Origin of the sequence: Streptomyces sp. MST-110588 (assembly GCF_022695595.1) — a bacterium.
Lineage (GTDB): Bacteria > Actinomycetota > Actinomycetes > Streptomycetales > Streptomycetaceae > Streptomyces.
This window is the reverse complement of the sequence record NZ_CP074380.1, coordinates 6,848,787-6,873,110: the sequence shown is the minus strand read 5'-3', so window position 1 is coordinate 6,873,110 and position 24,324 is coordinate 6,848,787. Positions and strand designations below refer to the sequence as shown.

Genomic DNA, 24,324 nt, shown 5'->3' with positions numbered 1-24,324 from the left:
ACGCTCGGCCGGTGGCCCATCGCCCCCGGGACTTGAGGTGTGGACGTGACGGTGTTGTGGTCGGCCCTGTGCGCGGCCTGCTGTCTGGGTTTCGGCTTCGTGCTCCAGCAGCACGCGGCGCAGCGCGCCCCGTTGAAGGACTTCCTGTCCCCGCGGCTGCTGCTCGATCTCGTGCGGATGCCGCGGTGGCTGGCCGGTATCGGTCTGATGGTGTGCGGGATGGCGCTGGGCGCGCTGGCGCTGGGCATGGGGGAGGTCACCCTCGTCGAGCCGCTGCTGGCGACGAACCTGCTCTTCGCGATGGCGCTGTCCAGACGGCTGACCGGGCAGCGGCTGGGCCGCCGCGGGTGGGGCGGGCTGTGGCTGCTGGCGGGCGGCGTGACGGCCTTCATCGTGGCCGGCCGGCCGCGCGGCGGACACGGGGTGACCGACCCGCTGCGGCACTGGCTGATCGTGGGCGTGGTGCTGGGCGCGGCGCTGCTGCTGGCCGGCTGCGCCAGGCGGGCGCGCATCGGCGTGGAGGCGGCGCTGCTGGGCCTGGCGGCCGGACTGCTCTACGGCCTCCAGGACGCGCTGACCCGGATCAGCGGGGAGCGCTGGGGACACGGTGGCTGGCCGGACCTGGTGACGAGCTGGCAGCCGTACGCGGTGCTGGTGCTCGGCGTGTGCGCGCTGGTGCTGGTGCAGAGCGCCTTCGAGACGGCGCCGCTGCGGATGTCGCTGCCCGCGCTGACGGCGGCCCAGCCGCTGGCGGGGATCGTCTGCGGGGTGGGTTTCCTGGGCGACCGGCTGCGGCTGACGACCGGGGCGCTGGCCTGGGAGGCCGCCGGGCTGGCGGCGGTGGTCGCGGGCATCGTCCTGATCGGCCGTCACCCGGCGATGCCGCCGGGAGTGGCGCGGACCGGGCGCGTACGGGAACTCCAGCCCCGGTGACGGCCGGGCCGGGCGGCGGGTCGGCCCGGTGACCGCGACAAACCCGCAGGTGAACAGGGGAATACGATCTCCGGGCCGGCAGTTCGTGATCACACACAGTTTTTGATCATGACGCTGACACGGAGGACGCAGATGGCCGGCGAGACCGCTGTTCACGGCACCGTTGCCGAAGGATTCCAAGAGGTACGGGAGGAGTTCGCGGCCTTCGCGGCCGAGGAGCGGGCGGACTACGCGGCGCAGTTGGTGGCCTACGCCGGCGGCGAGCGCGTCGTGGACCTGTGGACCGGCCCGGACTTCGACGGGGACACGCTGGTCGGTGTCTTCTCCTCGACCAAGGGCGCGGCTCACCTCACCGTCGCCCTGCTGGTCCAGGACGGCACCCTGGACCCGGACGAGCGGGTGAGCCACTACTGGCCCGAGTTCGGCGCCGAGGGCAAGCAGGACATCACCCTGCGCGACCTGCTGTCCCACCGTGCCGGACTGGTCGGCGCCGACACCGGCTTCACCCTCGCGGAACTCGCCGACGACCGGGTCATCGCCGAGCGGCTGGCCGCCCAGCGCCCGTACTGGCGGCCCGGCACCGCCTTCGGCTACCACGCGCTGGTCATCGGCGCGCTCACCGGTGAGGTGGTGCGGCGCGTCACCGGCCAGACCCTCCAGGAGGTGTACGAGTCCCGGATACGGGCCCCGTACGACCTCGACTTCTACATGGGACTGCCCCAGGCCCTCGAACCCCGGGTGCGCGCCGTCCAGCCGATGCTGCCCACCCCCGAGCAGCAGGCCGAGCTGGACGCGGCGGCGACGGGCGCGTACGGCCTCCTCGGCATCGCCTTCAACCTCAACCACCCCACCGAGCCGACCGATCTGCAGAGGCTGTTCGACTCCCCCGTCATACGGGCCGCCGGACCCGCGTCCGTGGGCGGCATCGCCTCCGCGCGCGGCCTGGCCAAGATGTACGCGGCAGCCATCGGCGAGGTGGACGGCCGGGCCCCGCTGCTCAAGCCCGACACCGCCGCCGCGTTCGCACAGATCCACTCCGCCGGGCACGATCTGGTCGCCGGTGAGCGCGGCGTCTACGGCCTCGGCTTCACCGTGGTCAGCGACGAGTACTCCTTCCTCGGGCAGGGTGCCTTCGGCCACAGCGGCGCGGGCGGTTCCCTGGCGTTCGCCGACCCCCGCAGCGGCCTGGCCTACGGCTACTCCCGCCGCCGCTACGCCTTCCCGGGCGGCGCGGCCCCGGAGAACGCCCGGCTGGCCCGCGCCGTCCACCGCGCGGTGACCGGCCGCCGCTGAGGGCGGGACGGCGGGTGCCTGCCGCGGCGCGGGCGGCGGGCGCCTGTCCCGGCGCCTGCGCGTCTGATTGCATGGCCTCATGACCGATCAGCGACCGCTGGACGCGGAGGAGGTCCTGGACGTCGTCGACGAGGAGGACCGGGTGGTGGGGCAGGCGCCGCGCGCCGAGGTGTACGCCCGCAGGCTGCGCCACCGGTGCACGTTCGTCCTGGCCCGGGACGCCGTGGACCGGATCTTCGTGCACCGCCGCACGGCACGCAAGCTCGTCTTCCCCTCGCACTACGACATGTTCGTCGGCGGGGTCGTCGGCGCCGGCGAATCGTATGACGAGGCGGCCCTGCGCGAGGCGGAGGAGGAACTCGGCGTCCGCGGGCTGCCCCGCCCCGTACCGCTCCTGAAGTTCCTCTACGAGACGCCCGAGCACTCCTGGTGGTCGGCCGTCTACGAGGTGCGCTGCGAACTTCCGGTCCGGCCGCAGAGCTCCGAGGTCGCCTGGCACACCTTCCTCACGGACGAAGAACTGGAACAGCGCCTTCCGCAATGGGAGTGGACCCCGGACGGCCTGGCCGCCTACCAGCGGCTCCGCGCACTGCGGACGCGGGGCGGGCGCGCCGGGTGACCCGATGCCCGTCGAGGGCCTTGAGAAACCGCGGCTCCAGATGCGCCGGGGCTCGTACGAAGCAGTCGGTTGTCAGTTCCCCGGCCGCCACCAGGGCGCGGCCGGGCCCGCAGGCGGGAACGCGCAGGTGGTCATCGCTCACCCCCGCACCGCGGAGGACCGGCGCACCACCCCGGCCGGTAGGGTCTGAGGCATGATCCTCACCGTCACGGACCGGCTGCGATCGCTCGGGGCGGGAGTGCGGTGGTGGTTCACACCGGAGCGGGTCCGCGAGGAAGGCACGACACCCGACTACCGTTTCTCCCTCGCCAACGAACGCACCTTCCTGGCCTGGCTGCGCACCGGCCTCGCGCTGATCGGCGGCGGCTTCGCGGTGGACCAGTTCCTGCTCCGGATGCACCAGGGTCCGCGGCTGGCCTTCACGGTCGTGCTGCTGGTGGGCGGCGCGCTGTGCGCGGTACGCGCCGTCAACCACTGGGTACGTTGTGAACGGGCGATGCGGCGCGGCGCGGACCTGCCGGTCTCCCGCTTCCCGGCCGCCCTCGCGGTCGGCGTCGCCCTGCTCGCGGCGGCCCTGGTCGTCCTCGTCGCGACCGGCCGGACCCGCTGACCGATGACGACCGGACCCGCCGTCCGATGACCGGGCCCGCGGAGAAGGACCGCGCTCCGCGCCGCGACCCGGGACTGCAACCGGAGCGCACCCGCCTGGCCTGGCGGCGGACGACGCTGTCCTGTACGGCGGTGGCTCTCCTCGCTGCCCGCCGGGCCGCCCAGGAAGGCGGTTCCGGCCGGCCGGCGGCGCTCCTGACGCTGGTACTGGTGGGCCTGGCATGGCTGGCGTTCCTGATCACCGCTCAGCAGCGGGTGCGCGCCCTGTCCACCGCCCGCCCACCCGCCCTGTCCCCCCGTACGGCACTGACCCTGACGGCGTGCGCCCTGGCCCTGACCGCCTCGGGCGCGGCGCTCCTCCTCCGGAAAGGTCAGCCATGAACTTCACCGACCTGGCCGGCGACCTGCGACACCCCGCCGTCGACGCGTTCCTGACGGCCGTGGACGCTTCGATGAACAGCACCACCCTGTTGCTCAAATTCGCCGTCGACATACCGGTCACGGCACAGAACCGGCACCGCGTACTCCACGCTTTCCTGCGTGATGACCTGTTCGAAGAGATGATGGTCGCCGCCGACCGCGTACGCGACTGGTACAACCTGTCGGACCACTTCGACGAGGGCGTTTGCGAGCGCCCACTCCTGCGTGCGGGATTCCGCGCGGCGGTGAGCCCCCTCAGCCGTACGGAATTCGTGGCGCGGCTGGGCTGGATGCTCTGCGAGGCGTTCAGCCCCTACAGACGGCACTACACCAAAAGCGATGCCGAAAAGCTCGTACGCGATGTCACCCACCAGTTGCTGGGCCAGGACGACTGCCCATGGCTGTTCGCCTCGGTCGAGCCCGACTTCCTGCGCTCCAGTGGCTACTTCAGCGGCGAAGAGGCCCTGCGCCCGGTGTACTTCGACGGCAGCGACTCCGATACCGCCACGTTCATCCATGGTGGACATGTCTGCTATCTCCTGCTGACCAACGGCTCACCCTGAACCGGCGTCCGTGCAACCGTGCGGCCATGCGTCCGTGCTCCGGCTGCCGCGCCAGGGTGCCGGGCGGGTGAGCGCCACCGTGCTCACCCGCCCGGCAGGAACGGCTTCAGCCGAACAGCCGGTCCACCGGCGCCAGCGCCGTACGCGGTTCGATCCCCCGGAACCACAGGCCGGCCAGGAAGGCCAGCGCCGCCTCCTGCGATCCGGCGTGGTCCAGGCCGCCCACGTCCATGGGCTCACAGCCCATGTCCCGTACGAGAGCGCGTACGGTCTCCAGGGCCGTGGCGTCGTCGCCGCACAGCGGAACGGCGAGCGGGCCGTCCTGGAAGACCGGCGGCGTCAGCGACCAGACAGCGGGGGTGCACAGGTTGAATGCCTTGACGACCCGCGCGCCACGCGCGATCTCGGCGATGTGCGCGGCGGCACTCGGCCGGCCTCCCTCGATCCCTATGGGAGCGCCCTTGTCATCCAGCGGGTTGGTGCAGTCGATGAGCGTACGGCCGCCCAGCTCCCCCTCCCGGGCGCCCGCCGCCGTCAGCGCGTCCTCCACCGCGGTGTACGGCACGGCCAGCAGCACCGCCTCCCCGAAGGCGGCGGCCTCGCGCAGGCTTCCGGCACCCGCCGCGCCGCCGATCCGCCCGGCGAGCGCCGCCGCCTTCTTCCCGTCCCGCGCCCCGACGTACACCTCGTGCCCGGCCCGCGCCCACTGCGTCGCGAGCGCTTGCGCCATGGGTCCCGCGCCCAGCGTCCCGATCCTCATCTGTGCTCCTCTCCCCGCAATTTCGCGGGTTCTTGTGTGCTTCCGGGTGTTTTCTTGTGGTCTGTCACTCGCGACACCCTGACGTGCGGATGCCTCGTCCAAGGACACTAGGAAGCCCGTTGGGAACCGCGTGGTACCTAACGGATGGGTTAGGAGGAGTGGTGCACCAGGAGTGCGAGGCACATGAGAACCGCCAGGACCACCGGCGGTTGCGAGGAGCGGGAGACGGAATGAGCGGAACGACGGCGGACATCCGGCCACCGGGAGGAACCGACGCCTTCGTCGCCGACTGCCGGGCGCGGATCGGCATCGATGTGCTGTCGCACACCTGGAACGCCGTGGTGGTCTTCGCCCTGCGGGACGGCCCGCGGCGGCCCGGCGAGCTGCGCACGGCGATCGGCGGCATCAGCGCCAAGGTGCTGACCCAGACGCTGCGCCGGCTGGAGGGTTACGGCCTGGTGGAGCACCGCCGTTACGCCCAGGCGCCACCGCGCGTCGAGTACCGGCTGACGGCCGTCGGCCGCGGTCTGCTGGTTCCCCTGAAGGCACTGGGTGAGTGGTCCTGGGAGTACGGTGACGCGGTCCTCGCGGCACAGGAGCGGGCCGACGCGACGGCGCGCGGCCGGGACGGACAGCCATGAAGTGAGAGAAGTGAAGGGACATCCATGGGCAGCGAAGAGCCGTACGTGACCCAACTGGCGCCCGGCGTCAGCGCGTTCGTCCAGCCGGACGGGGGCTGGTGCCTGAACAACGCGGGCATCGTCACCGACGGCGGGGACACGGTCCTGGTGGACACCGCCGCCACGGAGCGCCGCGCCCGTCTGCTGCGCCGGCGGATCGTCGAGGGCGGGGCGCCGCCGCCCCGTGTGGTGGTCAACACCCATCACCACGGCGACCACACCTACGGCAACGGCGTCTTCGCGCCCGGGGCGACCATCGTCGGGCACACCGCGTGCCGCCGGGAGCAGCTCGCCGCCGGCCGTCAGTTGCACCTGGTGTGGCCGGAGGTGGAGTACGGCGACATAGCGATCACCGCCCCCACCGTCACGTACACCGACACCCTCACCCTCCACGCCGGGGACACCGAGGTCCGGCTCATCCACCCGGGCGTGGCGCACACCCCGGGCGACACCGTCGTCTGGCTGCCGGAGCAGCGCGTGGTGTTCACCGGCGACCTGGTCTTCAACGGGGGGACGCCGTTCGTCTTCATGGGGTCGGTGGCGGGCTCGCTGCGCGCCGTGGAGCTGCTGCGCGGCCTCGGCGCGGAGACGGTGGTGCCGGGGCACGGGCCGGTCACCGGGCCCGAGGTGTACGACACCGTGGAGCGCTATCTGCGGTACGTCACCGAGCTGGCGGCCGAGGGGTGGGCGGCGGACCGTACGCCGCTGGAGGTGGCCCGCGGCGCCGACCTCGGGGAGTTCGCGGCGCTGCGGGAGAGCGAGCGGCTGGTGGCGAATCTGCACCGCGCGTACGCGGAGCTGGCGGGGCAGGCGCCGGGCACGCGGCTGGACCCGCTGCTGGGGTTCGGGGACATGACGGAGATGAACGGCGGGGTGCCGGTGGCCTGCCACGCCTGATGCCGTCTCCGGCGGGAGGTATGAGAGGCAGGAGGCGTACGGGCCGTACGGGGCGATCCCGTACGGCCCGTCGGGGGCCGGGACCGACGCGCCAAGTCCCGCGCCCCGCCCTCGGCGAGGCCTCAGCGACGCCGCGCGGGGCGGCGCCCCGGCGGCTGGGAGGGCTCGGGCCGGGCGACGGGCTCGGGGACCTCGCGGGTCTGCGGCTCCTTGCCGGTGACGGTGAGCGGCTGCCCGTAGTGCCGGATCTCCAGCGGTGCCCCCTCGACCAGCGTGTACGTGACCGAGGAGCCGGTGATCTCCACCCGCAGCCGGCGCCCGAGGACCTGTACGGCGAAGGCCAGGCGGCTGAGCCGTTCCGGGAGCTTGGGGGCGAAGTCCAGCTTCTGGCCCGCGTGCCGCATGCCGCCGAAACCGGCGACCAGGGCGATCCAGGTGCCGGCGAGCGAGGCGGTGTGCAGGCCGTCGCGGGTGTTGTTCTCCAGGTCCTTGAGGTCCATCAGGGCCGCCTCGCCCAGGTAGTCGTAGGCGAGCCGCAGATGGCCGACCTCGGCGGCCATCACCGCCTGGCAGCACGCGGACAGCGAGGAGTCCCGTACGGTCAGCGGCTCGTAGTAGGCGAAGTTGCGGGCCTTGTGGTCGGCGTCGAAGGCGTCCCCGCGCTTGTACATGGCCAGGACGAGGTCGGCCTGCTTGACCACCTGCTTGCGGTACAGGTCGAAGTAGGGGAAGTGCAGCATGAGCGGGTACTGGTCGGCCCGGGTGGTGGAGAAGTCCCACATCTGGTGGCCGGTGAACCCGGCGGACTGTTCGTGTACCTCCAGCGTGCGGTTGTACGGTATGGCCACGGCCTCGGCCGCGTCCCGCCAGCGGGCGCTCTCCTCGTCGTCCGCGCCCAGCGCCGCGGCCTCGCGCGGGTGCCGTTCGACCACGTCGGCCGCGGCCCGCAGGTTCGACTGGGCCATCAGGTTGGTGTAGACGTTGTCGTCCGCGACGGCGCTGTACTCGTCGGGCCCGGTCACCCCTTCGATGTGAAAGCGGCCCTGGTGGTCGTGGTGCCCCAGCGACTGCCACAGCCGGGCGGTCTCCACCAGGACGGGCACCGCCGTCTCCCGTTCGAACTCCTCGTCGCCGGTGGCGGCGACGTACCGGACGACCGCGTCGGCGATGTCGGCGTTGACATGGAAGGCGGCGGTCCCGGCCGGCCAGTAGGCCGAGCACTCCGAACCGTCGATGGTCCGCCAGGGGAAGGCGGCTCCGCGCAGGCCCAGTTGCCGGGCCCGCTCCCGCGCCGCGGGCAGGGTGTTCTGCCGCCAGCGCAGTGCCTCGGCCACCGCGCAGGGCGAGGTGTAGGTGAGCATCGGCAGGACGAAGGTCTCGGTGTCCCAGAAGGTGTGGCCGTCGTAGCCGGAGCCGGTCAGGCCCTTGGCCGGGATGGCCCGCTGTTCGGCCCGGGCCCCGGCCTGGAGGACGTGGAAGAGGGAGAAGCGGACGGCCTGCTGGATCTCCGCGTCGCCGTCCACCTCGACGTCCGCGCGGGCCCAGAAGTCGTCCAGGTAGGCGCGCTGCTGGTCCACCAGACCCTGCCAGCCGGTGCTGCGGGCGCCGGCCAGCGCGGCGTCCACCTGGTCGCGTACGGCCGGCAGCGAGCGGACGCCCGACCAGCCGTAGGCCACCATCTTCTCCAGGCACAGGGAGCGGCCCGGGGCCAGCAGCGCGGTGACGGTCAGCCGGCTGACGTCCTGGCCGCTCTCGCAGTCGGTACGGGTGGAGTCCGGGCCCCGCACGATGTGGTCGGCGGCGGTGGCGATCCGCTGTCCGCTGTGGCGGGTGCGGTGGATCAGCCGCTGCCGCATGCCGGAGGCGAAGTGTTCCTCGGGCTCCAGCGGTGATTCCAGCACCGAGGAGACCCGCGGGTCACCGGTGATCTTGGGCATCTGCTCGTTGGCGACGAGTTCGGACTGCACCACGACCCGTACCTCGGAGTTCAGCGGCTCCACCTCGTAGGACACGGCGGCGATGGCACGCTGGGTGAAGGAGACCAGGCGGGTGGAGCGCACCCGTACGGTGCAGCCGGCCGGCGAGGTCCACTCGCAGGTGCGGTGCAGCAGTCCGTTGCGCAGGTCCAGCACGCGTTCGTGGCAGCGCAGCCGCCCGTAGCGCAGGTCGAAGGGCTCGTCGTTGACGAGCAGCCGGATGAGTTTGCCGTTGGTGACGTTGATAACGGTCTGCCCGGATTCGGGGTAGCCGTATCCGGCCTCGGCGTACGGCAGGGGGTGGAGTTCGTGCACGCCGTTGAGGTAGGTGCCGGGCAGGCCGTGCGGCTCTCCCTCGTCCAGGTTGCCGCGCCAGCCCACATGGCCGTTGGACAGTGCGAAGACGGACTCGCTCTGCGGCAGCACGTCCAGGTGCAGTTCGCTCTCGCGCAGCGCCCAGGGCTCGCACGCGTACGAGGAGTGGGTGATCACGCGGTTACCTCCAGCAGTTCGGCGAGGTCCCGGACGACCACGTCGGCGCCGTGCCGCCGCAGCGCGTCGGCCTGGCCGACCCGGTCCACGCCGACCACGTACCCGAAGTTCCCGGCCCGGCCGGCGTCCATGCCGGCCAGCGCGTCCTCGAAGACGGCGGCCTGCGCCGCGGGCACGCCCAGTTCTTTCGCGGCTTCCAGAAAGGTGTCCGGGTGCGGCTTGCCGGGGAGTTTGCGTTCGGCCGCCACGATGCCGTCGATCCGTACGTCGAAATGTCCCTCCATGCCGACGGCGGCCAGGACGTCGCGGCAGTTGGCGCTGGAGGAGACCACGGCGGTGGCGGCTCCCGACCGGCGTACGGCGTCCAGATAGCGGCGGGAGCCTTCGTACGCCTCGACGCCGTCCTTGCGGATCTTCTCCAGCAGCACCGCGTTCTTACGGTTGCCCAGGCCGTTGACGGTGTCCCGGTCGGGCGGGTCCTGCGGGTCACCCTCGGGCAGGTGGATGCCGCGGGAGGCGAGGAAGGTGCGTACACCGTCGGCGCGCGGGCGCCCGTCGACGTACTCGTCGTAGTCGGTGACCGGGTCGAAGGGGGTGAAGCCCGCGCCGTCCCGGCGGCGCAGGAACGCATCGAAGATCTCCTTCCAGGCGGCCGTGTGCACCACGGCGGTCTTGGTCAGGACACCGTCGAGGTCGAACAGACAGGCACGGATGGTGTCGGGGAGTCCGAGTGCGGTCGGCGAATGCGTCATGGAAGGCGCTTCCCCGCCGGACGTGGTGGGTATGTCTGGTCAGGGCATTTCCCGCCCGGCCGGCAGCCACCGGGGCCGGCCGGAGCCTGAGGGCGTCCGGGCCGGGGCCACCCGGCGTCCGTCCGGGGTGTCCGCCCGCTGTTCGTCCGAGGTGTCCGCCCGGCGTGCGCCCGGGGTTCGTCTAGGGTGCGCGCATGCGGCTGCTCCTGATGTCCGACACGCATCTGCCCAAACGCGCCAAGCGGCTCCCGGACGAGTTGCTGGCGCACATCCCGCTCGCCGACGCCGTCGTGCACGCCGGGGACTGGGTGGACACCGCCACGCTGGACCTGCTGGAGTCGCGGGCCGCGCGGGTCGTCGGTGTGTACGGCAACAACGACGGGCCCGAGCTGCGCGCCCGGCTGCCGGAGGTGGCCCGGACCGAGCTGGGCGGGGTCCGGTTGGCGGTGGTGCACGAGACCGGGCCCGCGAAGGGGCGCGAGCAGCGCTGCGCCGACCGGTTCCCGGACGTGGACGTCCTGGTGTTCGGTCACAGTCACATCCCGTGGGACTCGGTGGCCCCGGGCGGTCTGCGGCTGCTGAACCCCGGGTCGCCGACCGACCGGCGGCGCGAGCCGTACCGGACGTTCATGACCGCCGAGGCGGCCGACGGGGAACTGCGCGAGGTGCGGCTGCACCGGATCCCGCCCCCGTGAGGTACGTGAGGGGGCCGTCCCGGTGGAGGGTGGGCGGGCGCCCGCCCGGAAGACGGGCGCCCGCACCCGTGCCGCGGAGCGGCCCGGCCCGGGAAGGGCCGGGACGGGCCGTCCGCCACCTGCGGCTCGGTCAGCTCTTTTGCTTGCAGACGTTGCCGGAGGTCGGGTTCAGCAGCGCGATGATGTCGATCGTGTTGCCGCAGACCTCGACCGGGATGTGGATCGGAACCTGGATCGTGTTGCCCGACAGGAGGCCCGGACTGTTGGCCGCGACCCCATTGGGGCCGGTGTCGGCGACAGCGGTTCCGGCCGTACCGGCGAAGCCGGCGGCGACCAGAGCGGTGGCGGCGATTACCGAACGGATACGCATTGTTGTTCTCTCCCTAGTTGGGGTTGGGGGAACAACCAGGACATATCTTCATACCGGTAACGGCCGTGCATTGCTGTAGCCGTGGGCGTGTCCACCCCCCGTTCGGCCCCGAGGACTTGCCGGACGGGCGACGCCGTGCGGAGACCTGCGGACCCGGCGGGCGCGCCTCCACGTTACCCCTCGTGGCTCCCATAGGGGCGCGTGAGGATCTCCATGCCGTGGCCGGACGGGTCCAGGAAGTACAGGCCGCGCCCGCCGTGGTGATGGTTGATCTCCCCGGGCTGTTTCCCGTGCGGATCCGCGAAGTATGCGATTCCCTCCCGCCGGATGACCGCGAAGGCCGCGTCGAACGCCTCGTCGGACACGAGGAACGCGTAATGCTGCATGGTGATGGACTCCGCGGGAATCGTGGCGAAGTCCAGGGTGACCCCGTTGCCGGTGGCCACCGGGATGAACGGACCCCATTCGGTCCCGGTCTCAAGCCCGAGAATGCGGGCGAGGAACTCGGCGGACTCCCGGTTGTCCCGGGAGTGGACGATGGTGTGGTTGAACTCGACCGACACGGTGGAATGCCTCCACAAGGCATCTCACGGGCACCTCCATGCCTCACCCGGCCGGTGACCGGCACGCGATGCCGTGCCGGTGATATTAGCCGCGCGATCAGGCGGAAGACAGCCGTCCCTTTCCGTACGCGGACGCGTGACCCACACCCCACGTACGCACCCTGGACGTCATACCGACTAGTCGGCATGATCGTGTCGTCCCGTCCGCCCACTCCGTACGGAGGAGCACGATGAGCAAGGGCACCCCACCCCCGCGGCAGCCGGCCCAGGAGGCGCCACCGGGCCTGGACCCGGAGCGGCTGCGGGAGTACCTGGACCGCGAGCGGCCGGACCTGGCGCGCGGCCCGCTCGCCGCGGAGCTGATCGAAGGCGGACGGTCCAACCTCACCTACCGGGTCACCGACGGCACCGGCCAATGGGTCCTGCGCCGCCCGCCCCTGGGGCACGTACTGGCCACCGCGCACGACATGCGGCGCGAGCACCGCGTCATCAGCGCGCTGCACCCCACGCCGGTGCCGGTACCGCGCACGCTGCTGCTGTGCGAGGACGAGACGGTGATCGGGGCGCCGTTCTACATCATGGAGCTGGTGGCCGGCACGCCGTACCGGACCACCTCCCAGCTCGCCGCGCTCGGGCCCGGGCGCACCCGCGGCGTCGTCCTCTCGCTGCTCGACACCCTCGTCGACCTGCACGCCGTGGAGCCGCAGGCGGTCGGGCTCGGCGACTTCGGCCGGCCCGAAGGGTTCCTGGAGCGTCAGTTGCGGCGCTGGGACAAGCAGTTGGCGGCCTCCCGGAACCGGGACCTGCCGGGCATCGAGGAGCTGCACCGGACCCTGGCGGCGGCGCTGCCCCGCTCCCCGCGCCCGCCGTCGTCCACGGCGACTACCGGCTGGACAACGTCCTGGTCGGCGCGGACGACCGGATCACCGCGGTGCTGGACTGGGAGATGTCCACGGTCGGCGATCCGCTGACGGACCTGGGCCTGCTCGTGATGTACAGCGAACAGGAGGATGTGCCCGGGTCGCCGGTCGCCACGACGGGCGGCGCCCCGGGCCACCCCGCGCCCGGCGAACTGATCGAGCGGTACGCCTCCCGCTCGGGCCGTGACGTCGACGCCCTCCCCTGGTACACCGCCTTCGCCTATTTCAAACTCGCGGTGATCCTGGAGGGCATCCACTACCGCTTCACCCTCGGCCGGACCCTGGGCCCTGGCTTCGACCGGATCGGCGAGCTGGTCCCGGTCTTCATCGACCGCGGACTGGCCACCTTGACCACCGTGAAGGAAGGCTGAGCACACGATGGACTTCGCCTATGACGCCCGCACCGAAGAACTGCGCGGCAGGCTGCTGGCCTTCATGGAGGAGCATGTCCGCCCGGCCGAGCAGGTGGCGCGCGAGCAGCGGGCGGCGCTCGCCTCCCCCTGGGACACCCCGCAGGTCGTACGGGACCTCCAGGCCGAGGCCCGCCGTCAGGGGCTGTGGAACCTCTTCCTGCCCGGCACGGAGTACGGGGCGGGGCTGACCAACCTCCAGTACGCACCGCTGGCCGAGATCACCGGCCACAGCCCCGAGCTGGCGCCCACCGCCCTGAACTGCGCGGCCCCCGACACCGGCAACATGGAGCTGCTCGCGCAGTTCGGGGACGAGCGGCAGAAGAAGCGGTGGCTGGCTCCGCTGCTGGCCGGGGAGATCCGGTCGGCGTTCGCGATGACCGAGCCGGACGTGGCCTCCTCGGACGCGACCAACATCGAGACCCGTATCGAGCGGGACGGCGACGAGTACGTCATCAACGGCCGCAAGTGGTACATCTCCGGCGCGATGAACCCGCTGTGCTCCGTCTTCATCGTGATGGGCAAGACCGATCCGGACGGCTCCGACATCCGGCGTCAGCAGTCGATGGTGCTGGTGCCGCGCGACACCCCCGGCCTGGTGATCCGGCGGGCCATGCGGGTGTACGGCTACGAGGACCACCAGCACGGCGGCCACGCCGAGGTGGTCTTCGAGAACGTACGCGTCCCGGTGGACCACCTGATCGGCGAGGAGGGCGGCGGCTTCGCCATCGCCCAGGCCCGGCTGGGGCCCGGCCGCATCCACCACTGCATGCGGCTGATCGGCATGGCCGAACGCGCCGTCGAGCTGATGTGCCGGCGCGCCCTGACCCGTACGGCCTTCGGGAAGCCGCTGGCGCGCCAGGGCGTCGTCCAGCAGTGGATCGCGGACGCGCGGGTCGCCATCGAGCAGTTGCGGCTGCTGGTGCTGAAGACCGCGTGGCTGATGGACACCGTCGGCAACAAGGGCGCGCACACCGAGATCCAGGCCATCAAGATCGCCACGCCGCGCACGGTCGTGGACATCATCGACCGCGCGGTGCAGTTGCACGGCGCGGGCGGGGTCGGGCAGGACTTCCCGCTGGCGGAGCTGTGGGCGGCGGCCCGTACGCTGCGGCTCGCGGACGGGCCGGACGAGGTGCACCAGCGGTCGCTGGCCCACAGGGAGCTGCGGCGGCACGCGGGGGCGTGACCGGGCGGCCGGAGACCGGCGCACGCCGGGGGTGACCGGGCGGCCGTCCCCCGGCGCCGCCCGCGTCCGCTCCCACGGGCCCTGCGGGTCCTACGGGCGCAGGGCACGCAGCAGCAGGTCGGCGAGGTGGTCGGCGACCTGCCGCGGCGTCAGCGGCCCGTCCTCGCGGTACCACGTGCCCAGATGGTGCACCGAGCCGAAGTGGTAGTCCACGACCAGGTCGGCCGGGGTGCGGTCGTTGAACACCCCGGACCGCTGCCCCTCCTCCACCAGCGCGCGGAACCGCTCGTGGTAGCGCCGCCGTTCGGCCCGTACCTGCTTGTCCTTCTCGGGACTGAGGTGATGGATCGAACGGAAGAAGATCTTGGTGTCGTCCAGGTTCTCGATGGTGGTGACGACGACGTCCGCGGCGGCGGCGCGCAGCCGCTCCTCCACGGGCGCGTCGGCGCCAGCGAAGCGGTCCAGCCGCTCCTGCTGGAGCCGCAGGACCCGCCCGTACACCTCGTGCAGCAGATCGTCCTTGGAACCGAAGTAGTGGTAGAGCGCCCCTTTGGTGACGCCCGCGGCCTCCACGATCTCCTGTACGGAGGTGCGGTCGTACCCGCGCTCCGCGAAGAGCCGGGTGGCGGTGGCCAGCAGCCTCTGTGCCACGGGCTTGCTGCTCCCGCCGCCGTCCGTCGTGCCGGCCATCGCCCTCACCTGTCCTTCTTGCAGTGCTTCAGTGCTGTGGTGCTGTCGTACTTGGTGGTGCCCGGTCTGCCCGGTTCCGCGGCGGTCACCGCCGGGCGCCGGGCACCTCTACCGGTTCTACCGGTGCTGCCCGTTTTCGCGCTCGCGCAGCTCCCGACGGAGGATCTTGCCACTCGCCGTCTTCGGCAGCTCCTCCAGGATCTCCACCTGCCGCGGATATTTGTACGCCGCCAGCCGCTCCCGGCAGTACGCGGACAGGTCGGCCGGCGCCGGCCGCCGCCCGGGGCGCAGGCTCACGAACGCCTTGACCGACTCGCCGCGGTAGGCGTCCGGCACGCCGACGACCGCCGCCTCACGCACCGCCGGATGCGTGTACAGGACGTCCTCGACCTCCCTGGGCCACACCTTGAAACCGGACGCGTTGATCATGTCCTTCTTCCGGTCGACGACGTAGAGCCAGCCCTCGTGGTCCATGAAGCCGGTGTCACCGGTGCGCAGTTCACCGTCCGGCAGGCCCTCGGCGGTCTCCTGGGGGCGCCGCCAGTACCCGGGCACCACCTGTGGGCCGCGCACCGCTATCTCGCCCTGCTCGCCGAAGGGCACGTCCTCGCCACGCTCGTCGATGATCCGTACGACCGTGTCGGGGCCGGGCACCCCGACGGCGAGCGTCCCCGAGGCCGGGTCCACCGGGGCCGGCCGGCCGGGCGGGACGCTGGCGCACGGGGCGGTGCACTCCGTCAGGCCGTAACCGTTGTGCACATAAGGGCCGAACCGCTCGCGGAAGGTCTCGACCAGCGCGGGCGGCAGCGGCGCGCCACCGGAGGCCATGAAGGTGAAGGACGCGAAGTGCTCACGGCCGGCCGCGGGGTGCGCCATCAGCGCCATGTAGGCGGTGGACGGGCCGACCGTATAGGCGGGGCGGTGCTCCAGGAAGGCGTCCAGGACGACGCCCGCCTCGAAGCGGTGGGCCAGGGCCAGGGTCCCGGCGTTGACGATGCAGGCGGCCAGCTCGCAGACCATGCCGGTGATGTGGAAGAGCGGCGCGAGGACGAAGTACGTGGCGCCGTCGGGGAGCCCGAGGGCGGTGCGCTGGCGCTCGGCGTTGTAGGTGATGTTGCCGTGGGTGTTGGTCGCGCCTTTGGGGGTGCCGCTGGTACCGGAGGTGTAGCTGATGAGGGCGATGTCGTCGGCGGCGGGCGCCATGTCTTCCGTACGAGCCCCCGTACCGGCTTGTGTGCGTCTGCGCGCCCCGGCCCGCGCCACCGTGAGCAGGTCGTCGGCCCCCTCGCACCGGCCCGGCCGCCCGCCGCGCAGCACCCGCTCGTCGTCACGTGACTGGAAGTCCCGATCGCACCCCGTCAGCGCGGTCCGTACGGACGGCACCCCGGCGGCGGTCTCGCGCAAGAAGGCGTCCCAGGTCCGGTCCGCGCACAGGATCGCGGTGGCCCCCGCGTCGGTGAGGATGTGCGTCATCTCCGCCGACTTGTACATGGGGTTGACGGGCACCACCACTCCCCCGGCCTTCCAGACGGCGAGCAGCGCCAGCACGAAGTGCGGGGTGTTCTGGAACATCACCGCCGCCCGGTCGCCGCGCCGGAAACCGCGTGCGGCGAGGTGGGCGGCCACCCCGTCACTGAGCGCGTCGGTCTCGGCGTAGGACAGCCGTCCGTCGAAGTAGGCGAGCGCCGTGCGGTGCGGCACCCGGCGGACGGCGTCGCGGAAGGCGTGCAGCACCGAGGGCGGCGGGTGGACGGGGGCGCGCTGGGCTTCGGTGAGCAGTGCCAGCCAGGGCTTGTCCTCATAGGAGGTCATCGGGGTGCGGCCCTTCCTTCCTGTTGGTCCCTGTGAATCCCTGTGAGCTGTACGGTCCCGCCTACCCGACCTCCCCGGCCTCTCCGGCCTGCCCGCTCCCCCCGCTCCCTCCGGCCCCCGCGCTCCTGCCCACCGCGCGTTCGAGCTTCTGCTGAAGGTGGTTCATTCCGGCCAGCCACCCGTCGGGGTCGGTGGCCCGTACCGCGTAGTACTCGGCGACCTCCGGGTGCGGCAGGACCAGGAACCGGCGCTCGGCCACCGCATCGAACAGCGCGTCGGCCACCGCCTCGGGTTCGATGACCCCGGGGGCGAGGAACAGGTCACCGGCGACTCCCGCGCCGGCGAGCATGTCGGTCCGTACGCCCTGGGGGCAGATCGCGTGCACGTCGATGCCGCGGTGCCGGTAAGTCGTCGAGAGCCACTCGGCGAAGGCGTACGCGGCGTGCTTGGTGACGCTGTACGGCGCGGAGCCGACCATGGTGAGCAGCCCGGCGGCCGAGACGGTTGCGACGAAACGGCCACTGCCGCGCTCCAGCCACTCGGGCACCAGCTCGCGCGCGGCCCGTATGTGTGCCATCACGTTGACGTCCCACGTCCGCTGCCACACCTCTTCCGCCGCCTCGGGACCGCCGCCGGGAGCGATCCCGGCGTTGGCGCAGAAGACGTCGATCGCCCCGCCGAGCGCGTCACGGGCGGCGGGCACCACCGAGGAGGCGTCACCGGGCACGGCGATCGCTCCGAGAGCCTGCGCGGTCCGCCGCGCCTTCACCTCGTCCAGGTCGTTGACCACGACCCGGGCACCGCGCTCGACGAATCCGCGGGCCAGCGCGGCACCGATGCCCCCGCCCGCTCCGGTCACGACAACGGCCTTGTCCCGTACGGCTTCCACGCCGCTCCTCCTCAGGTCGACCCCACCCTGCTGTTCTTGCCTTCTCTTCGCTTCGCTTCTCTTGCGGTCGCCTCTCGCACCCGCTCATGACCTCGCCCGCCAGGCAGACTAACCAGTCGGTATGTCCGGACGGAAGGGCGCGTCGGCAGGACGGCACGGGCGGCCCGGTGCGTTCCGTCCGGTGCCCCGGCGCGTTAGCGTGCGCACGACACGGATTTCGGTCACGGGCCCCGGTCGCGGCCCGGTCACGAAGGAGTGCGCATGAGCCTGTCGAGACGGAATCTCCTGACGGCCACCGGCGCCGCGACGGTGGCGGTCGCCGCACCGGTCGCGGGGGACGGCACGGCCGCCGCCGGAACGGAGACGGAGGCGCGGACGGGTGGGAACGGGGGCGGCGGGAGCGGGGGCGGCGGGCGCCGGGTCCGTACGGGCTTCGAGCGGCTGGCGGCCGACGGCTACGCGCTGCTCGACGGCCGTCGGATCGGCGTCGTCACCAATCCGACCGGCGTCACACGGGACGTGCGGCACATCGTGGACGTGATGCACGCCGACCGGCGGGTGGAGCTGATCGCCGTCTTCGGCCCCGAGCACGGCTTTCGCGGGACGGCGCAGGCGGGCGGCTCGGAAGGCAGTTACGAGGACCCCGCGACCGGTCTGCCCGTGCACGACACGTACGGCAAGAGCGGCCGGGCCCTGGCCGGCATCTTCACCACGTCCGGCGTGGACACCGTCCTCTTCGACATCCAGGACGTCGGCGCACGCTTCTACACCTACATCTGGACGCTCTACGACTGCATGGTCGCGGCCGTCCTGGCGGGCAAGAGCTTCGTCGTGCTGGACCGGCCGAACCCGGTGACCGGACGGGACGCCCGCGGCCCGGTACTGGACCGCTCCCAGGCGTCCGGCGTCGGCCGTGAGCCGGTCGCGCAGGCGCACGGGATGACGGTGGCGGAGCTGGCGCTGCTGTTCAACGGCGAGTTCGTACCGCAGGCGGCGGGCCGGGCCGTGGAGTTGGAGACCGTGTGCATGAGCGGCTGGCGGCGCGGGGACTTCTTCGAGGCGACGGGCCTGCCGTGGGTGCCGCCGAGCCCCAACATGCCCACCGTCGACACCGCCCTGGTCTACTCCGGCACCTGCCTGTTCGAAGGTACGAACCTGTCGGAGGGGCGGGGCACCACCCGCCCCTTCGAACTCCTCGGCGCGGACGGCATCGACCACAGGTGGGCCGCGGCGGCCAACGAACTCGGGCTTCCCGGGGTGCGCTTCAGGGAGGCGTACTTCGCCCCGACCTTCTCCAAGTTCCAGGGCAGGACCATCGGCGGCGTCCAACTGCACGTCCACGACCGCACGTCGTACGACCCGGTCCGTACCGGCATCGCGCTCCTGGTGACCGCCAAGCGGGTGTGGAGCGGCTTCGCCTGGCGGCCCGACCACTGGATCGACAAACTGACGGGCTCCACGACGGTCCGGACCATGATCGACGCGGGCGCCGGCACGGACGAGGTGACCGCCGCCTGGCGCGAGGACCTGGCACGCTTCCGCGCGGTGCGACAGCGCTATCTGCGCTACTCATAGACGCGCCGGGGACTCGGCTTCCGCGCGCCGCCGCCGGTGGTACGAGAGGGTGACGGCGCCGAGCAGCGGCCCCCAGGCGATCAGGGGCAGGTAAAGGAATCCGACGACGACGTCGCCGACCGTGATCATGCCAGGGGCCGTCACCACGTCGGTTCCGGGGACGAGCTTCCGGACCGGCCCAGGACGGAGATCCGCGCCTCCCTCTCCCCCGTATGGGGGAGGGCACTGCGCTACTTGGCGCGTCGGTCGCGTCCCTCGCGGCGGTACCGGCGGTCGAAGCGCTGATTGCGTTCGCGCCGTTCGCAGTACTCCCGGTACGCCTCGTTGTCACGGACGCCGCGGCTTCCCCAACGCCTGTCGAGCCAGCCGCCGTAACGCACCAGGATGAAGATGATCAGGCCGGCCAGCAGCCAGAAGATGTGTGCGGTGAAACCGAGACCGATCAGCACCAGCAACAGGACGACAACCAACGTCGTCATGGCAGGACCTCCACGCTCGCACGGGTGCGGGCTCCCCGGATCCGGTGGTCCGGGCAGAGCCCACCGGGCACTAGGCACCCGGCCGTTCCCAGGCGCCTCCCCGTGCCGTGCACGGCAGTCAACGCCGGGCTCCCTGAGGTGTCAATGGCCTTGGCACGCGCGGCCGTTGACTCCGCGGCGCGGCCCGCGACGGGCCCGCGAAGGCGCTCTTGCCACTCCACCGCCGCCCCTGGTTGGGTGTGCCGTCGATTCGGGCCGCGGGCGAAGGAGTTGGGGTTGCTGATGCCGGGGCGTTCGGGGATACGACTGGTCACTGTGTGCGCGGCGCCGACAGGTGTGGCCGTGCTGCTGATGGGGGCGCTTCTGGGAGACACCGTGGCGACCGGCCCGGCGGCGCCGTCGGCCGCCAGGACGGTCGCCGGCACCACGAACACCACCGTGCGCCCCGCGAGCCGTACGGTCTCGCCCCGGCCCGATGCGCGCCGGGTCGTCCTGGCCGTTCACGGCGGTGCGGGCAGTGCACTCAAGAGGGACCGGACCTCACCCGAGCGGGAGAGGGCCTACCGTGACGGGCTGGCCGGCGCGCTGCGGGCCGGACAGCACAAGCTGCGCACCGGTGGCAGCAGTGTGGACGCCGTCGAGGCCGCGGTGCGTGTCCTGGAGGACGACCCGCTGTTCAACGCGGGCCGGGGCGCGGTGTTCAACGAGGACGCGGCCCATGAGCTGGACGCGTCGGTCATGCGCGGATCGGACCAGGCGGCGGGCGCGGTCGCGGGGGTGCGCCACGTACGCAACCCGGTGTCCGCCGCACGCCTGGTGATGGAGAAGACCCGGCACGTCCTGCTGGCCGGTGAGGGCGCCGACGACTTCGCGGCACGCAACGGTCTGCCGACCGTGACGCAGGACTACTACTGGACCGAGGCGCGGTGGCAGGAACTGCTCAAGGCCAAGGGCCGGTCGAAGCGTGCGAGAAGCGCGAGCGGGGGTGAGGAGGAGCCCGGGGCGCGGGGCACGGTCGGCGCGGTCGCCGTGGACGGCCGCAAGGACCTGGCGGCGGCGACCTCCACGGGCGGACTCGTCAACAAGATGGTCGGCCGCGTCGGCGACTCCCCCGTCGTCGGAGCGGGTACGTACGCCAAGAACGGCACCGTCGCGGCCAGTGCGACCGGAGCCGGTGAGGTCTTCATCCGCGGGGCCGCGACCGGCACCATCTCCCACCTGATCGAATTCGGCGGCAGGGACCTGGCGTCCGCCGCGTACGAGGTCGTCGTCGAGCGCCTGCCCGAACTGGGCGGGACCGGTGGTGTGATCGCTTTGAACGCGCGCGGCGACTTCGACGCGCCGCACAGCAGCGAGGGCATGCTGCACGGCTATCTGACGGCGGACGGCAAGATCGTCACCAAGGTCTTCTACGACGAGTCCCTTCCCAACCGGTAGGGCAGGGTTGGCGGGTGGGGCCACGGCCCGCCGTGGAATTGCCCCCGCGCGGCGTATGGCCGGACCCCCTCCCCCGCGCGACGATGCGCACCACGCGTGCGCTTGGGCACGCGAGCGTGACCCAGGGGGATCGCCATGGCGGGTACCGAGAACACCGATGACGCGGCCGGTACGGGCGGCGCGAGGGGTACGAGCAGTGGGAGTGGTACGAGCAGTGCGAGTGGCGTGAGCGGTGCAAGTGACGTCAGTGGTGTCAGTGGGGCAAGTGACGTGAGTGATATGAGTGGCGCGGCACACGACACCGGCGTCCCGGAGATGAGCGTACAGCCGTACTGGGAGCTGACCTTCGACGCCGACGGCGACGTCGACACCGCCCAGCGGGACCCGCTGATAGCGGGCGTCGCCCAGCAGCGCATCACCGACCTGCTGGTCTTCGCGCACGGCTGGAACAACGACCGCTCGATCGCCACCCGGCTCTACGACCGGTTCTTCGCGCCGTTCCCCGGCCTGACCGGCTCCCGCGCCCGGCTGGGGTACGTCGGCGTGATGTGGCCCGCGATGCGCTTCACCGACGAGCCGATCCCCGACTTCGACCCCACCTCGCCCGGGGAGCTGGCCATCGGCCCGCCGATGCTGGAGGAGGCGACCCGGCAGGCGCTGGCGCGCATCTTCCCCGGCCGTGACCTCACCCTCGAACGCATCGCGCAGCTCCTGGAGGAGCAGCCGGACGCCCGCTCGTCCTTCGACGAGTTCGCCCGGCTCGTACGGGATCTGGTCTCGGTCCGCGCGGGCAGCCAGGCGCAGCGGCTGGCCGAGGACATCGGCTCCGGTCAGCCCGCGATGCTCACCGACGATCCCGTGGGGGTCGCGGAGGTGTTCACCGCGGTCCTGGAGCAGGCCGCGGGGCGCGAGCTGTCCGGCGCCGGCCTGAAGCGACTGTGGAACGGCGCGAAGGAGTTCTTGCGGCAGTCCAGTTACTACGGCATGAAGCGGCGGTCCGGGGTCGTGGGGCAGTTGGGGCTCGGCCCGGTGCTCGGGCGGCTGGCACGGAGCGCACCCACGATGCGGGTGCACCTGATCGGGCACAGCTTCGGGGCGCGGCTGGTGTCGTACGCGCTGCGCGGTATGCCCGAGGGCGTGACCTGCGTGAAGTCCACCGCGCTGCTCCAAGGCGCCTTCTCGCACTACGCGTTCGCCCGGCAACTGCCGGACGAGCCGGAACACAGCGGTGCGCTGAAGGGCATGCAGGGGCGGGTGGACGGCCCGCTGGTGTCCTGCTTCTCGCAGCACGACACCGCGCTGAGCGTCCTGTACCCGCTGGCCTCGAAGCTGGCCGGGGACTCGACGGGCTTCCTGGGCCTGTTCGACCGGTGGGGGGCGATCGGCCACGACGGCATCCAGGCGGTCGAGGGCGCGCGGCGGGTCACCCTGGGGGACCCGATACCCGTCACGGGGTGTGTGAGCGTGGACGCCTCGTCGGTGGTGCGACGCGGCGGCCCGCCCGCCGGCGCGCACAGTGACATCTGCCACGAGGAGCTGGCGCGGGTGATCCTGGGAGCCGGGCGGGTCACGGGCTCGTGAACGCGCCGGCGCCCCAGCGGATCCACGCCTTGGCACGTATACGGTTCCACGCCTGCACAGATCCGCAAGCAAGTTCGATGGATCCAGGTGGCGATCCCCTACGTCCATTCCATGTCCAGTCGGGTCCTCCCCACGGAGGTGGGATGAATTGGCCGGTTTCAGAGCTCTCGCAGGACAGGTCCGCAACCCTCGTCTCGTCGCGGCACAGCGGCGGACGGCACTGCGCAAATGCCTCGAACGATTCGCCCCGTACGGGCACCGGGCGACCTGGCACCATCTGTGCACCCGGGCGGGTATCGCGACACAAGACCGCGATCCGGACCCGGAGCGGCTGATGGCCGCGATCGACGAGCTGGAGGAGGCGCGGGTGCTGTGGCTCGCGTACGAGGAGGAGTTCGCGGCCCGGCGCAGGCGTGAGAAGCACGAGGGCATCAGGCAGCCCAGCGCGATCGACGACTGGCACCGGCGGACGTGGGGCGGCTGCGACATCGTCCCGTGCGAGGCGCCGCACCGGCATCCGGCCGCGCCGCTGGCGGTGGTGCTGCGCAGCGTGATCGAGGCGATGGAGTCCGGGGAGCCGCGCGCCGACTGCCCGGTCTGCGGCGACACCCACTTCGTCTGGCGGGAGGACCTGGAGCGGTACCCGGTGTCCGGGCCGGTGTGCCGGGACTGCGGCATCGTGGCCCCGGTCTCCGTGCTGACGCCCGAGGCACTGCGCGCCGCGCGGCGGGCCCGTACGGCCCGCGTGTACGCCGCCGCCTGAGCACCGGAACGTCCGGCCGGTCACGTGCAGCCGATCGCGCAGGGCCGGTCACGTAAGGCTCATTACGTACGGCTGATCCCGTACGACCGGTCGCATACAGCCGGTACCACACAGCCGGACCCGCGCGGCCGACCCCGCGCGGCGGACCAACGGGATGCGGCGTGACCTGCGCGGGAGCAGTGGCGAGGGCCGATGTCAGACCCGGGTGCCATCATCGGGGCATGATCCAGGTATGTCTCAACGGCCCCCGGGCCGCAGCCGGTTCCGGGGCGGTGCCGATGTCACCGGCGGAGCTGGCCGATGCCGCGCGCAGGGCGGTGGCGGCCGGGGCCCGGGACGTCCATGTCCATCCCAAGTCGCCGTGCGGCCGGGACTCTTTGTCGGCGCGTGCCCTGACGCCCGTGCTGGAGGCGATACGGGCCGTGGTGGACGTCCCCGTGGGCGTGACGACGGGGGCGTGGGCGGAGCCGGATCCGGACCGGCGGGTGGCCCGGATCCGCTCCTGGGACGTGCTGCCCGACCACGCCTCGGTGAACTGGCACGAGCCGGGGGCCGAGGCGGTCGCCGAGGCCCTCCTGGAGCGCGGTGTGGGCGTCGAGGCGGGCATCTGGTCCGGCACGGACGGCCCGGCACGCTTCGCAGCCTCTCCGCTGGGGCCGCGTGTGCTGCGGGTGCTGGCCGAGGTGACCGACAGCGATGCCGGCTCGGCGGCGCGGACCGCGCGCGGGCTGCTGGACGCGCTGGCGGCGTACGGTGCCCATGGGCGCCCGGTGCTGCTGCACGGTGAGGACGGCGGGGCCTGGCCGGTGCTGCGGCTGGCCGGTGAGCTGGGGCTGGACACCCGTATCGGCATCGAGGACACCCTCTTCCTGCCGGACGGGGTCCCGGCCGCCTCCAACGCCGCGCTGGTGTCGGCCGCGTTCGCCGCGACCGGCCTCCTTCCTGGCAGCGGCTGAA

Annotated in this window: 25 protein-coding genes and 1 pseudogene; 16 read left to right on the top strand and 10 right to left on the bottom strand. The window is 72.2% G+C overall.

The window, feature by feature from the left end; translation table 11 throughout:
* Positions 1 to 39 precede the first annotated feature (39 nt).
* The 6 genes from KGS77_RS30110 to KGS77_RS30085 all read left to right on the top strand — a co-directional run bounded on the left by KGS77_RS30110 (position 40) and on the right by KGS77_RS30085 (position 4,437).
* Entirely contained in the window at positions 40 to 933 is an 894-nt protein-coding gene (locus KGS77_RS30110; RefSeq protein ID WP_242586275.1) for a DMT family transporter, read from the top strand.
* Positions 934 to 1,065: 132 nt separating this feature from the next.
* Complete coding sequence (locus KGS77_RS30105; protein ID WP_242587779.1) at positions 1,066 to 2,226, top strand: serine hydrolase domain-containing protein; 1,161 nt, start codon at positions 1,066 to 1,068, stop codon at positions 2,224 to 2,226.
* A 79-nt stretch (positions 2,227 to 2,305) separates the two neighbouring features.
* Positions 2,306 to 2,845, top strand: a complete 540-nt coding sequence (locus KGS77_RS30100) for an NUDIX domain-containing protein (RefSeq protein ID WP_242586274.1) — start codon at positions 2,306 to 2,308, stop codon at positions 2,843 to 2,845.
* Between the two features lie 193 nt (positions 2,846 to 3,038).
* Complete coding sequence (locus KGS77_RS30095) at positions 3,039 to 3,455, top strand: DUF202 domain-containing protein (RefSeq protein ID WP_242586273.1); 417 nt, start codon at positions 3,039 to 3,041, stop codon at positions 3,453 to 3,455.
* Between the two features lie 26 nt (positions 3,456 to 3,481).
* On the top strand, positions 3,482 to 3,835 hold the full coding sequence (locus KGS77_RS30090) for a DUF202 domain-containing protein (protein WP_242586272.1): 354 nt from the start codon (positions 3,482 to 3,484) through the stop codon (positions 3,833 to 3,835).
* Positions 3,832 to 4,437, top strand: coding sequence for a hypothetical protein (locus KGS77_RS30085; protein ID WP_242586271.1), 606 nt, complete (start codon positions 3,832 to 3,834; stop codon positions 4,435 to 4,437). Before KGS77_RS30090 ends, KGS77_RS30085 begins: the two co-directional genes overlap by 4 nt.
* Positions 4,438 to 4,543: 106 nt before the next feature.
* Here KGS77_RS30085 and KGS77_RS30080 read toward each other — a convergent pair whose 3' ends face one another.
* Positions 4,544 to 5,197, bottom strand: coding sequence for an NAD(P)-binding domain-containing protein (locus KGS77_RS30080; RefSeq protein WP_242586270.1), 654 nt, complete (start codon positions 5,195 to 5,197; stop codon positions 4,544 to 4,546).
* Positions 5,198 to 5,427: 230 nt separating this feature from the next.
* Between KGS77_RS30080 and KGS77_RS30075 the strand changes: the two genes are divergently transcribed.
* Complete coding sequence (locus tag KGS77_RS30075; RefSeq protein ID WP_242586269.1) at positions 5,428 to 5,838, top strand: helix-turn-helix domain-containing protein; 411 nt, start codon at positions 5,428 to 5,430, stop codon at positions 5,836 to 5,838.
* A 24-nt stretch (positions 5,839 to 5,862) separates the two neighbouring features.
* Complete coding sequence (locus KGS77_RS30070; protein WP_242586268.1) at positions 5,863 to 6,774, top strand: MBL fold metallo-hydrolase; 912 nt, start codon at positions 5,863 to 5,865, stop codon at positions 6,772 to 6,774.
* A gap of 122 nt (positions 6,775 to 6,896) precedes the next feature.
* Here the strand turns inward: KGS77_RS30070 and KGS77_RS30065 are convergent, their stop codons facing one another.
* Together KGS77_RS30065 and KGS77_RS30060 are read right to left on the bottom strand one after the other, a co-directional pair.
* A complete protein-coding gene (locus KGS77_RS30065; protein ID WP_242586267.1) occupies positions 6,897 to 9,242 on the bottom strand; it encodes a glycosyl hydrolase family 65 protein in 2,346 nt (781 codons plus the stop codon).
* Positions 9,239 to 9,994 carry a beta-phosphoglucomutase family hydrolase gene (locus KGS77_RS30060; protein ID WP_242586266.1) on the bottom strand — a complete coding sequence of 252 codons (756 nt, stop codon included), beginning with the start codon at positions 9,992 to 9,994 and terminating at the stop codon, positions 9,239 to 9,241. Before KGS77_RS30060 ends, KGS77_RS30065 begins: the two co-directional genes overlap by 4 nt.
* Before the next feature lie 194 nt (positions 9,995 to 10,188).
* Here KGS77_RS30060 and KGS77_RS30055 point away from each other — a divergent pair, with 194 nt between their 5' ends.
* A complete protein-coding gene (locus KGS77_RS30055) occupies positions 10,189 to 10,689 on the top strand; it encodes a metallophosphoesterase (RefSeq protein ID WP_242586265.1) in 501 nt (166 codons plus the stop codon).
* A gap of 130 nt (positions 10,690 to 10,819) precedes the next feature.
* Here KGS77_RS30055 and KGS77_RS30050 read toward each other — a convergent pair whose 3' ends face one another.
* Together KGS77_RS30050 and KGS77_RS30045 are read right to left on the bottom strand one after the other, a co-directional pair.
* On the bottom strand, positions 10,820 to 11,059 hold the full coding sequence (locus tag KGS77_RS30050) for a chaplin (RefSeq protein WP_242586264.1): 240 nt from the start codon (positions 11,057 to 11,059) through the stop codon (positions 10,820 to 10,822).
* Positions 11,060 to 11,232: 173 nt separating this feature from the next.
* The gene (locus KGS77_RS30045; protein WP_242586263.1) at positions 11,233 to 11,622 is read right to left on the bottom strand and encodes a VOC family protein; all 390 of its coding nucleotides are present in this window, start codon (positions 11,620 to 11,622) and stop codon (positions 11,233 to 11,235) included.
* Positions 11,623 to 11,852: 230 nt separating this feature from the next.
* Between KGS77_RS30045 and KGS77_RS30040 the strand changes: the two are divergent.
* A pseudogene (locus KGS77_RS30040) lies at positions 11,853 to 12,913 on the top strand (phosphotransferase family protein).
* A 7-nt stretch (positions 12,914 to 12,920) separates the two neighbouring features.
* Positions 12,921 to 14,141 (top strand): acyl-CoA dehydrogenase family protein, encoded by a 1,221-nt coding sequence (locus KGS77_RS30035; RefSeq protein WP_242586262.1) that lies wholly within the window; start codon positions 12,921 to 12,923, stop codon positions 14,139 to 14,141.
* A 90-nt stretch (positions 14,142 to 14,231) separates the two neighbouring features.
* Here KGS77_RS30035 and KGS77_RS30030 read toward each other — a convergent pair whose 3' ends face one another.
* The 3 genes from KGS77_RS30030 to KGS77_RS30020 form a co-directional block, all read right to left on the bottom strand.
* A complete protein-coding gene (locus KGS77_RS30030; protein ID WP_242586261.1) occupies positions 14,232 to 14,840 on the bottom strand; it encodes a TetR/AcrR family transcriptional regulator in 609 nt (202 codons plus the stop codon).
* 108 nt (positions 14,841 to 14,948) lie between these two features.
* Positions 14,949 to 16,643, bottom strand: a complete 1,695-nt coding sequence (locus KGS77_RS30025; protein ID WP_242586260.1) for an AMP-binding protein — start codon at positions 16,641 to 16,643, stop codon at positions 14,949 to 14,951.
* A 61-nt stretch (positions 16,644 to 16,704) separates the two neighbouring features.
* Positions 16,705 to 17,532 carry an SDR family oxidoreductase gene (locus tag KGS77_RS30020; RefSeq protein WP_242586259.1) on the bottom strand — a complete coding sequence of 276 codons (828 nt, stop codon included), beginning with the start codon at positions 17,530 to 17,532 and terminating at the stop codon, positions 16,705 to 16,707.
* 261 nt (positions 17,533 to 17,793) lie between these two features.
* Here KGS77_RS30020 and KGS77_RS30015 point away from each other — a divergent pair, with 261 nt between their 5' ends.
* Positions 17,794 to 19,107 carry a DUF1343 domain-containing protein gene (locus tag KGS77_RS30015; RefSeq protein ID WP_242586258.1) on the top strand — a complete coding sequence of 438 codons (1,314 nt, stop codon included), beginning with the start codon at positions 17,794 to 17,796 and terminating at the stop codon, positions 19,105 to 19,107.
* Here KGS77_RS30015 and KGS77_RS30010 read toward each other — a convergent pair.
* Both KGS77_RS30010 and KGS77_RS30005 read right to left on the bottom strand, forming a co-directional pair.
* Entirely contained in the window at positions 19,102 to 19,254 is a 153-nt protein-coding gene (locus tag KGS77_RS30010) for a hypothetical protein (RefSeq protein ID WP_242587851.1), read from the bottom strand. The two genes, KGS77_RS30015 and KGS77_RS30010, sit on opposite strands and share 6 nt — an antisense overlap.
* 83 nt (positions 19,255 to 19,337) lie before the next feature.
* Positions 19,338 to 19,586 carry a hypothetical protein gene (locus tag KGS77_RS30005; protein WP_242586257.1) on the bottom strand — a complete coding sequence of 83 codons (249 nt, stop codon included), beginning with the start codon at positions 19,584 to 19,586 and terminating at the stop codon, positions 19,338 to 19,340.
* A 351-nt stretch (positions 19,587 to 19,937) separates the two neighbouring features.
* Between KGS77_RS30005 and KGS77_RS30000 the strand changes: the two genes are divergently transcribed.
* The 4 genes from KGS77_RS30000 to KGS77_RS29985 all read left to right on the top strand — a co-directional run bounded on the left by KGS77_RS30000 (position 19,938) and on the right by KGS77_RS29985 (position 24,323).
* A complete protein-coding gene (locus KGS77_RS30000; protein WP_242587778.1) occupies positions 19,938 to 21,023 on the top strand; it encodes an isoaspartyl peptidase/L-asparaginase in 1,086 nt (361 codons plus the stop codon).
* 279 nt (positions 21,024 to 21,302) lie between these two features.
* On the top strand, positions 21,303 to 22,604 hold the full coding sequence (locus KGS77_RS29995) for a serine-threonine protein kinase (RefSeq protein ID WP_242586256.1): 1,302 nt from the start codon (positions 21,303 to 21,305) through the stop codon (positions 22,602 to 22,604).
* 148 nt (positions 22,605 to 22,752) lie between these two features.
* Positions 22,753 to 23,367, top strand: a complete 615-nt coding sequence (locus KGS77_RS29990; RefSeq protein ID WP_242586255.1) for a hypothetical protein — start codon at positions 22,753 to 22,755, stop codon at positions 23,365 to 23,367.
* A 221-nt stretch (positions 23,368 to 23,588) separates the two neighbouring features.
* Complete coding sequence (locus tag KGS77_RS29985) at positions 23,589 to 24,323, top strand: 3-keto-5-aminohexanoate cleavage protein (protein ID WP_242586254.1); 735 nt, start codon at positions 23,589 to 23,591, stop codon at positions 24,321 to 24,323.
* Position 24,324: the final 1 nt, after the last annotated feature.

Excerpts from the sequence above, each read along its gene's own strand:
- KGS77_RS29995 (WP_242586256.1), top strand. The coding sequence starts at position 21,303 with ATGAGTGGCGCGGCACACGACACCGGCGTCCCGGAGATGAGCGTACAG.
- KGS77_RS30100 (WP_242586274.1), top strand. The coding sequence starts at position 2,306 with ATGACCGATCAGCGACCGCTGGACGCGGAGGAGGTCCTGGACGTCGTC.
- KGS77_RS30080 (WP_242586270.1), bottom strand. The coding sequence starts at position 5,197 with ATGAGGATCGGGACGCTGGGCGCGGGACCCATGGCGCAAGCGCTCGCG.
- KGS77_RS30070 (WP_242586268.1), top strand. The coding sequence starts at position 5,863 with ATGGGCAGCGAAGAGCCGTACGTGACCCAACTGGCGCCCGGCGTCAGC.
- KGS77_RS30105 (WP_242587779.1), top strand. The coding sequence starts at position 1,066 with ATGGCCGGCGAGACCGCTGTTCACGGCACCGTTGCCGAAGGATTCCAA.
- KGS77_RS30000 (WP_242587778.1), top strand. The coding sequence starts at position 19,938 with ATGGGGGCGCTTCTGGGAGACACCGTGGCGACCGGCCCGGCGGCGCCG.
- KGS77_RS30035 (WP_242586262.1), top strand. The coding sequence starts at position 12,921 with ATGGACTTCGCCTATGACGCCCGCACCGAAGAACTGCGCGGCAGGCTG.
- KGS77_RS30090 (WP_242586272.1), top strand. The coding sequence starts at position 3,482 with ATGACCGGGCCCGCGGAGAAGGACCGCGCTCCGCGCCGCGACCCGGGA.
- KGS77_RS30025 (WP_242586260.1), bottom strand. The coding sequence starts at position 16,643 with ATGACCTCCTATGAGGACAAGCCCTGGCTGGCACTGCTCACCGAAGCC.
- KGS77_RS30060 (WP_242586266.1), bottom strand. The coding sequence starts at position 9,994 with ATGACGCATTCGCCGACCGCACTCGGACTCCCCGACACCATCCGTGCC.
- KGS77_RS30075 (WP_242586269.1), top strand. The coding sequence starts at position 5,428 with ATGAGCGGAACGACGGCGGACATCCGGCCACCGGGAGGAACCGACGCC.
- KGS77_RS29985 (WP_242586254.1), top strand. The coding sequence starts at position 23,589 with ATGATCCAGGTATGTCTCAACGGCCCCCGGGCCGCAGCCGGTTCCGGG.
- KGS77_RS30050 (WP_242586264.1), bottom strand. The coding sequence starts at position 11,059 with ATGCGTATCCGTTCGGTAATCGCCGCCACCGCTCTGGTCGCCGCCGGC.
- KGS77_RS30095 (WP_242586273.1), top strand. The coding sequence starts at position 3,039 with ATGATCCTCACCGTCACGGACCGGCTGCGATCGCTCGGGGCGGGAGTG.
- KGS77_RS30005 (WP_242586257.1), bottom strand. The coding sequence starts at position 19,586 with ATGACGACGTTGGTTGTCGTCCTGTTGCTGGTGCTGATCGGTCTCGGT.
- KGS77_RS30055 (WP_242586265.1), top strand. The coding sequence starts at position 10,189 with ATGCGGCTGCTCCTGATGTCCGACACGCATCTGCCCAAACGCGCCAAG.
- KGS77_RS30085 (WP_242586271.1), top strand. The coding sequence starts at position 3,832 with ATGAACTTCACCGACCTGGCCGGCGACCTGCGACACCCCGCCGTCGAC.
- KGS77_RS30015 (WP_242586258.1), top strand. The coding sequence starts at position 17,794 with ATGAGCCTGTCGAGACGGAATCTCCTGACGGCCACCGGCGCCGCGACG.